Below are 8,961 nucleotides of genomic sequence, written 5' to 3' on the forward strand. Positions count from 1 at the left end.
GTGCTCAAGGAAATCCCCGAGCTCAATCGCCCGAGGTCCGCAACCATTTGCCGATCAGCTCCAGAATCTGACGGCGCATGAACGGTTTGGTCAGGTAATCGTCCATGCCCGCAGCCAGGCAATTGGCTTTGTCATCGGCCAAGGCATTGGCGGTCAAGGCCAGGATGGGTTTGCGCATATGGCCCAAAGCCACCTCACGCGCACGGATGGTTTTGGCCGCCGTGATGCCGTCCATCTCGGGCATTTGCACGTCCATCAAGATGATGTCGTAAGGCAAGGTGGCACTCATCTGCACGGCCTCCAGGCCGTTGTGGGCTTGCAAGACGCTGCAGCCGGCCGTCTTGAGCATGGTGACCAGAATTTCCCGGTTCACGTCGTTGTCTTCGGCAATCAGCACACTGCAGTCCAGCGATTGCGGCAGCGCAGAGGGCCGGTTGCCGGGTTCTTGCGGCATGTCTTTGAGTCGGGGGCCGCAGACCTCGAACCAAAAGCGCGAACCTTGGCCCGGCTGACTGTCAAAGCCCACCTGACCGCCCATGAGTTCGGCCAGTTGGCGCGAAATCACCAGTCCCAGGCCGCTGCCACCATAGCGCCGGGCCATGGAAATATCGGCTTGAGAAAACGCACTGAACAGCCGCCGTGTTTCGTCTTCGCTGATGCCAATGCCCGTGTCCTGCACCGTGCAGCGCACACGGGTCGTGCCGTCGGGCTGCGTGCTGTTGCTCAGGCTCACGGTCACCTGGCCCTGCGCTGTGAATTTGACGGCGTTGGACACCAAGTTGCTGGCGATCTGGGTAAAACGGTGCGGATCGCCCAGGATCATCAAAGGCACGCCGTCGGCGGGCGGCTCGAAGACGAGCTTCAGTCCCTTGTCCTGCGCGTGGGGCTCAAACAAGGCACATACTTGTCGCGCGGCATGCTCGGGGCTGTAGGGCACTTTCTCGAGGTGCAGCATGCCCGCTTCGATTTTTGAAAAATCAAGGATGTCGTTGATCAGGTAAAGCAGCGTCGACGAAGACGAGCTGATCATGCTGATGAGTTTTTTCTGCTGTTCGGTGGGCTGTGTGGAGCCCAGCAGTTCTGACACCCCGATCAGACCATTGAGCGGCGTGCGGATTTCATGGCTCATATTGGCCAGGAACTGGCTCTTGGCCTGGTTGGCCGCATCAGCGTGTTCCTTGGCCAGCAACAACTCGGCCGTACGGGCCTGCACCTCAGACTCCAACTGCTGGCTGTATTGCCCCAACGCTTTGTCCTTTTGCTCGATCTGGTCGAGCATGGAGTTGAAGCCTGCCACCAGCTCCCCAATCTCGTCCTGGCTTTGCCTTTGGGCGCGCTGGCTGTAGTCGTGCACCGAGGTGATACGGCGCATCACCTCGGCCAGATCCAAAATGGGATGAATGACCAAGGCGATCAGGTGACCCAGGAAATGGCGCACCACCGCATACGCCAGCAGCATCGCCCCCACAGCCACCAGCAGCGTGATGGCAATGTTCCACCAAAAATCATTCAAACGGGTCTGCACCACCACCATGCCGATGTGTTCTCCATCCTGCACGATGGGCAGGCGGATCGCATAGCGGCTGAGCGTGAGCTTGGACTCCTGCCCCTGAGGTATCAGCGCCACTGATGCCGTCACCTCACTGGCGCGCACCGGGTAGTGCGCAAAAGCCTGATCACCCGTGGCATCGGTAAAGATGTCCACCGTTTCCACGTTTTTGATGTGGCGGAAGATTTCCAGCTGCTTTTGCGCGCCAGCCCGATCCTCAAAGCGCACCGCCGCCGCATTGCTTTCGGCCGCCAGCTCTGCCAGGCTTTTGGCGGCCGCCTGGGTGGCCTGCAAAGTTTGCGAGGCCTGCCAAAGCGTGGTCACCACAAAAAACAGGATCAGCACGCACCAGATGCCCAAAGCCAGGATGTGCTGAAGCTTCTCCCGCATGGGGGCATGCAGCAGCTTTTCACGACGCCATGGGGCCAGAAACAGCACGGCACGGACTTTCTATCGGATCACGACACGGGCCAGTTTGAGCATTTGACTGCTGGCCTTGATGCTTGATTTTTGCAGGTTAAGCAAGTTCACATCGAACTCCACCCGATCATCGTTGAAAATCAAGGACAAATGTGCGCCCTGGTCCGTCGCCTGCCGGGCATCGCTGACCAGCAAAACCGGTGCATTGCCCAGTTGGCGAACCACGACCGGCAGCAGCCGCGCATCGCCCTCGCCGACAAAAGCCATGGTGCAGTCCTTGAGCTGGTCCAGTGTCACATCTTTGCGCACGAGGATTTCACGACCCTGGGCCATGCGGTGGTTCAAACTCTGCATGGAACCGTTCAGGTCATCCTTGCCCAGCAGACACACCCGGATGGACTTGTCGTCGCTGCCGGGCAACTCGACAAATTTGGCGAAGTTGTAAACGTAGGCCGCCTTGATGCGGTCGACCGTTTGGCCCGCAGATGGCCCTGAAGATTGCGCTTGCACGGCGCCAACCGAACAGGTGGCCAGCAAGAAAAGGAAGGTGTGCCCAGCACTTGCCCGCTGCATTCGGCCGAACACACGCTGAGCCATGAATGAAAGTTTTTGAAAGGTCATGGTCATGTCCTTCAAAAACGAACCACCGCTTGAGCCAGCACGCTGCGCTGCACGTCGTAGGCTCTGGTCACGGGGAAGATGTTGATGAATTCGGTGTGGCGGTCCTGAAGCAGATTTCGCCCTTGCAAAGACAGCTCGGTGTAGCGATTGAACTGCCAGGCCAGCCGCATGTCCAAGCCGGTGTAAGGTGCCAGACGGGTCAGCTCCTGGCTGTTGAGGGTGTAATGCGCGGTCTCGGAGTTGTAGCGCAAACGCACATTCAGGTTCAAGTTGTGCGCCAGACTGAAATGGTTGTCCAGCGACAACTGGTGCCGTGGAGCACTGTTTTCAAACGCCACCACCTGGGTGTCACCCAGCCGATCGCCCGTGTGCACACCTTTGACATGCAGGTGGCTGTAGGCCGCCTGCAGCTTCCACCAGGCCCGTGGGTGCCATTCGACAGAGAACTCACCGCCATAGGAGCGGGCTTTGTCGAGGTTGGTGTTGTAGCCGGCCAGCGTGAAATAGCATGCACCCGGGCCGTAGATAGCCGGGCAGCCCCTGGCTTGATCCAGACCGGTGACCGGATTGCTGAGCAAACGCGCACCGCGCAAATGGCTGTAGTCGGTCACAAACAGCGAGGTGTCCACGCTCAGGAAATTCGAGAACTGCTTGCGCCAGCCGCCTTCAAGGCTGACTGCGTCTTCGGCTTGCAAAGTGGCGTTGGCTTTTGGCGAGACTTGCGTGACGGCGGTCAGCATGCCCGCAGGAATTCTGGGGTCGACAAAATGCGCATCCTGCGCACTGATGTCCAGCGTGGCCAGACTCTCGGTGCGCCGTGACGAGCGCACCGAACGCGACAGCGCTCCCCAATAGGCTTCGTTTTGCCCTGGTGTGTACAGCGCCCGCACATTGGGCTGGATGTTGAAGCCGGTCAGACCGTCTTTTTCAAACTTGGAGCCCACAATCAGCTTGAAGCGTTCGGGCAGCAGGCTGATCTCGTCGTGCACAAAGGCGCTGTAGTTCAGGCGCTGGCTTTTGCCGTCGAGCAACAAATATGGGGTAGCCGGCAAGAGCAGATTGTCTGAGGTGTGGCGCAGGTTCAGACCCCAGATGAAGTCGTGCGCATCCAGGATGCGTCGCTGCTGAAAGTCCACGTCCACGTCTGTTTTGGTGCCGCCCATTTGCATGTAGCTGGGGGCCTGCCCCAAAGGTTGGAGGGCACCGGTGCCAGAGCCCCAAACCCCGGCATGGATCGATTTGTCATAGTCAATCGAGGTCTGCAGCACATTCTCTGCACCTTGCGCCCCACGCCAGGCATAGCGCGCCTGCACCGCGGCGCCATGGCCATCTTCAGACAAGAGACTATCGCGTGCATAGGGTGTGGCCGCATCGCTGAAGGCGCGCACTGTAGGCGTTCCCCAAAAATCCTTGGATCGGGCCTGGTAGACCTCGGCCTTCAGGCTCAACTGACCGCCCTCCACCTGGGGCTCCAGCCGGACACCCAGACGTTGCTGTTGAACAGCATCCTGCCCCGTCACGCCGGTGTTGCGCTCCATCGAGCCGCCCATCGTGCTGGTTTTACCGTACACCTTGTAATGCCCGCCCTGTGCCAGTGCGGCGCCATGGGTCATGGACACCGAAGCCAGATCGCCCGTGCCCACGGTGGTGCTGACCTTATTGCCCTGGCTGGCTGCTGCCGAGCGGGTCACGATGTTGATCACACCGTTCATGGCATTGGTGCCCCACAGGGCAGCGCCCGGCCCCCGGATGACTTCGATGCGCTCGATGTCCTCCATGACGGTGTCCTGGGTTTCCCACAGCACGCCCGAAAACAATGGCGAATACACGCTGCGCCCATCGATCTGGACCAGCAGCTTGCTGGAAAAACGTTCATTGAAACCGCGCGAGCTGACGGCCCAGCGGTTGCGCGCAATTTGCGCCACATTCAGACCCGGCACCAAGCGCAAGGCCTCGGGAATCGACTGCGCCCCCGAGCGGCGGATTTCTTCGGCGGAAATCACATAGGCCGCTGCCGCCATGTCGGCCACGCGCTGCTCTTTGCGGGACATGGACATGAGCCGGTAATCGACCAACTCTTCCAATGACATCTCCAAAAACTCATTGCCGCTCGCTGCCGCAGCACACGAAGCATGAATGGCACAAACCAAAAGTGACCAACGCCACAGGCCGTGTTGTCTTGTCATTTTGCGCATCGAAAAAGCTCCCTTTTGAACCCGTTGTTGATCCCAGATCAACTATTAGATTTTACATTTATTACCCATTAATGCCACAAATAAATTCATCATTCATGTAATTTAATAAATTTAAACAATTCAAAACACATTCTTGTATATTGTGATTTTTGATGCTTTGAAGCACACGGGCGTCGCCCCATCATCGCGATACACTGAGCCGGATGGAACTTTGGCTCAACCAACTTTTGCACTGGCTGGCACTGCCTCAATATGGCCTGAGCAGCGTGTTTGTAGTGGCCTTCATCTCGGCAACCCTGTTGCCTTTGGGCTCTGAGCCCGCCGTCTTTGGCCTGATCAAACTCAACCCGGACATGTTTTGGCCCGCCATTGTGGTGGCCACCGTGGGCAACACCCTGGGCGGCGTGGTCAGCTGGTGGCTGGGATGGGGGTCGCGCCATGTGGTCAACCGCTGGGGCCACTCCTCCAGCCATGCACGGGCTTTGATCTGGCTCGAAAAACTCGGACCCAAAGCCTGCCTGCTGTCCTGGCTGCCCATCGTGGGCGACCCACTGTGCGCCGTGGCAGGCTGGCTGCGCATGCCGCTGTGGCCATGCACGGTGTACATGGCCCTTGGCAAATTCGGACGTTATCTGGTCATGACCAGCTTGCTGCTGTGGGTGTTTTGAGCCCAGCGAATCCCACCGAATCAAGGCTGAAACTCCCGCAACACCACCGACAAAGCCCGGCGCACATAACGCCCGAGCAAAGACTCGGCTTGCGCTGACACGCTCAGGTGCCCGCGCTGCACCGGCAGGTGGGCAGGCAAGCGTGCCGCATCGGCCTCATCCAGCGCCAGCACCACGCGGTAGACCGCCTGCTCGGGAAACCACTTGCCGCCTTGTTCTCGCGCCAGCACATGGCCGCCCATGGGCGCGGTCAACTGGCCATCGGGCAACTGACGGGTGGCGTCGGCGTCGATCAAGGTGATGGTCAGCGCAACAGGGTGGCTCAGGCCGGGCGCCCAAAAATGCGCCTTGTTGCCCGGCTGCAAGCGCTTGACCTGCTCTTCCTCCAGCCAGGTTTCGACTTTCCAGGGCTCATCGGCGATCAACACGCCGATTTGCTCATGACGCGCCAGCCATTGGCCCACCGCCAGATCCGGTTGCGTCCAGCGGAACACGCCTGCAAAGGAGGCCACCGGGGCATAGGGCGCCATCTGGTCTTGCAGCCTGCGTGCATCGGCTTGTGACATCTGAAACTGCTCACGCGCCAGCTTCAGGGGCTGGCTGGAGGCATAGGCCAAACTGGTCGTGGCCGCTTGCCAGCTCAGGCGGGCACTTTTGGCCTCGGCCACATCGGATTGCGCCAACAATTCCGGCTCGCTCATGCGGGCCAGCAGCTGGCCTTTGGCCACCCGGGCGCCGTCGGCCAGCGGCAATGCCTGCAGCTGCGCTGGGCCGGGCGCATAAACAGGCCACGATTGCCCGGGCCGCAGCATGGCATGCGCGGTGATCAAAGTGGGCAGGGGCAGCGCCATGAGCACGCCCAGGGCCAGCAGCGCCGCGCCGCTCCACAGACTGCGCCGACGCTGGCGAATGACCGCTGCACGCTGCACCCAGGCCAGGATTTCAGAGCGGATCGGGCTGAAGATGAACCAGTAAATCTCGATGGCAAACAGCAGCACCCCCAGCAGCTTGGTGAACAGGTGATACACCATCAAGGCGATGCCCAGGAAAAGCACCAGTCGGTAAACCCACACGGCAAACGCAAAGGCCACCAAGCCCCACTGCCGAAGTGGCGTCATGCGCTCGGGCTGCGCCTCGCCCAGCTGGAACAACCACTCACGCAACTGCCAGCGCGCCAGCGCAAAACTGCGCGCATGCAAATTGGGCAGGTTCAGCACATCCATGGCGATGAAATAACCATCAAAACGCATGAAAGGGCTGGCATTGATGGCCAGCGTGGCCACCCAACTGAGCGTGGCCACAAAAAACGCACTGGAGCGCAAACCGCCTTCGGGCAACAAAGCCCAGGCCAGCGTCGCCCAGCAGGCAATCACCAGCTCGGTGACGATGCCCGCCGCCGCAATCTGCACACGGGCACGCCGTCCGGGCAAACGCCAGGCCTCGTTGGTATCGGTGTAGGCCATGGGCCACATCACCAAAAACGCCACCCCCATGCGCGGCACACGGCAGCCTTGGCGTTTGGCGGCAAAGGCGTGCCCCAGTTCATGCAAGACCTTGACCACCGACAAGGCCACGCCATATGACAGCAAGCCTTGCCAGGTGAAGGTGTCCACCAAGGTGGCTTTGAACAAGCTCCACTGCTGCATCACCTGGTACACACCCACCAAAAGCACCAGCCCTGTCAGGGCCATGAAGCGACGGGAGAAAAACACCTCGACCGCTCCCACCCAACGGCTCAGCCAGGCATCGGGCTTGAGCAAGGGAATGCGAAAAAACAGATAGTGGTGAATCAGCCAAGTCCAGACGCTTTGGCGGGTACGGGCCACTTTTTGGGCCATCTCGGCGGCGGCTTTGGCATCCGTGGGCAGCAGCAGTTCATGCTGGGACAAGAAGGTCATCACCTCTTCGATGTGCTTGGCCTCGATTTGCAAAGGCGTGTCCCGCGCCACCGCGTGCACGATGGCTTCGGTGTGCCCCAAGCTCCAGCGCGACAAAACCTCCCAGGTCAGCCAATCGATCTGAAAGTATTGTTGGCGCACCGGGTCATGCAGCACCCAGCTGGGCTGCCCCTGCGAGCCCGTGGGGCCTGCAAACACATCCAGCTCTTCGCGCAGCAAAGGCCAGGCCATGTCAGAGCCCCAGACTGGTGCGGATCAAGGCCAGCGGCTTGCGCAGCAGCCAATAACCCAGAAACGTCCATTCGCCACTGACGCGGGCCGTGCCCTTTTGCCCCACGCTGTGGGGCGTGGGCGCCAGCAGCCGCGCACGCAAGCGGTAAGCGTAGGTGGCATCGGGCCGCAGCACGGCCTCGTGCGACAGGTACGTCAGCTCGGCATGCACGGGCGACAAAGGGCTCGATTGCAAAAACAAGGTGAGCGTCGAGCCCACGGGCAGCTGGACCACATCGTCGAGCGGCAGCCAGGCCTGAACCTCGATGTCGCTGGGGCGGGCGATGCGCAATATCTGCTCGCCCACCGCCACCGGCTTACCCACCCAGGTCAGGGGGTCGTCCAGCAAGACCATGCCCGCACCGCTGGCGCTGACCTGGGTGCGCTGCAATTGGGACTTGAGGAACTCAAACTCGCTGCGTCGCTCCTGAATGGCACCGGCCACAGCCGCCAATTCGGCCTTGTACTTGGCGTCATCCAGGGCCAGTTGATGGGTCTGGCGAAATTGCGCCTGCGCCGTCTCCAGCGTCTGCTGGGCCACCGCCACACGGCTTTGCAGCAAGGCCTCGTCAAACTCGAACAACAGCTGACCGCTGCGCACGGTCTGGTTGGGCTGCACATGGAAACGGGCAATCACCCCCTCAATCGGGGCGCGCACCACCACAGGCTGGGCAGGCACCAGCTCGCCGGGGGCCAGCACCGTCATGCGCACCGGCAAAAACACCAAACCCAGCAGCAGCGCCATCAGCCAGACCCCCGGCCGCTTGTACCAGGGCTTTTGCCCGGCCAAGTGCCATTGGCGGCGCCAGTTGCGCAAACGCTGGCCCAGCGCAGGCCTTTGCTGCCGGGCCAGTGCATGCCAGGCGTGCTGCCAGACCTGCAGCCAGGCCATGAGCTTGGCCTGGTCGGCTTCAGAAAACTGCACATCGCGGGCCAGCAACAGACGCGCACCGGGCGCCACATCCAGCGGCAAACTGAGGGCGTTTTGTGGCCACCACTCGGCCCAGCTTGGCTGCTGCTCCACTGGCAAGTCGTGCGCACTCAAGGCCTGCACACCCAACTGCAATGCCCATGGCTGGGCCAGCAAGGCCTTGACCCAATCGAGGTAGGGCGTGTGCTGCTCCACCTGGCTGACGCCCGACAAGGCGCGCACGCCCTCGTCGCCCAGCCACAACACCGCTTGCCGGTAGGGCAGCAAGGCGTGGGTGGTGTTGCACAGCAAAAACGCCAGTTCGTCGAGTGACTGCGCCTGCCGGGCCTGTTGGCCCAGATCGAAAAGGGTCAACAAGGGCGAATTGTCCAAAGCCGCTGGCGGCCCGCTTGATTGAGTCATAAGGTAT

Annotated in this window: 6 protein-coding genes; 1 reads left to right on the top strand and 5 read right to left on the bottom strand. The window is 60.9% G+C overall.

The window, feature by feature from the left end; all coding sequences use genetic code 11:
• Positions 1 to 22 precede the first annotated feature (22 nt).
• Genes B9Z51_RS10885 through B9Z51_RS10895 form a run of 3 tightly spaced genes read right to left on the bottom strand, consistent with a single transcriptional unit; the run spans position 23 to position 4,776 of the window.
• Entirely contained in the window at positions 23 to 1,987 is a 1,965-nt protein-coding gene (locus B9Z51_RS10885; RefSeq protein WP_108374441.1) for an ATP-binding protein, read from the bottom strand.
• Between the two features lie 12 nt (positions 1,988 to 1,999).
• Complete coding sequence (locus B9Z51_RS10890; protein ID WP_158272871.1) at positions 2,000 to 2,590, bottom strand: YfiR family protein; 591 nt, start codon at positions 2,588 to 2,590, stop codon at positions 2,000 to 2,002.
• Between the two features lie 11 nt (positions 2,591 to 2,601).
• Positions 2,602 to 4,776 carry a TonB-dependent siderophore receptor gene (locus tag B9Z51_RS10895; protein WP_158272872.1) on the bottom strand — a complete coding sequence of 725 codons (2,175 nt, stop codon included), beginning with the start codon at positions 4,774 to 4,776 and terminating at the stop codon, positions 2,602 to 2,604.
• Positions 4,777 to 4,988: 212 nt separating this feature from the next.
• Between B9Z51_RS10895 and B9Z51_RS10900 the strand changes: the two genes are divergently transcribed.
• On the top strand, positions 4,989 to 5,453 hold the full coding sequence (locus B9Z51_RS10900) for a YqaA family protein (RefSeq protein WP_108374447.1): 465 nt from the start codon (positions 4,989 to 4,991) through the stop codon (positions 5,451 to 5,453).
• A 20-nt stretch (positions 5,454 to 5,473) separates the two neighbouring features.
• Here the strand turns inward: B9Z51_RS10900 and B9Z51_RS10905 are convergent, their stop codons facing one another.
• Complete coding sequence (locus tag B9Z51_RS10905) at positions 5,474 to 7,582, bottom strand: site-2 protease family protein (protein WP_108374449.1); 2,109 nt, start codon at positions 7,580 to 7,582, stop codon at positions 5,474 to 5,476.
• A 1-nt stretch (position 7,583) separates the two neighbouring features.
• Positions 7,584 to 8,909 (bottom strand): efflux RND transporter periplasmic adaptor subunit, encoded by a 1,326-nt coding sequence (locus tag B9Z51_RS10910; RefSeq protein WP_199227504.1) that lies wholly within the window; start codon positions 8,907 to 8,909, stop codon positions 7,584 to 7,586.
• Positions 8,910 to 8,961: the final 52 nt, after the last annotated feature.

The sequence above is a fragment of the Limnohabitans sp. T6-5 genome (assembly GCF_003063315.1).
Taxonomy (GTDB): Bacteria; Pseudomonadota; Gammaproteobacteria; order Burkholderiales; family Burkholderiaceae_C; genus Limnohabitans_A.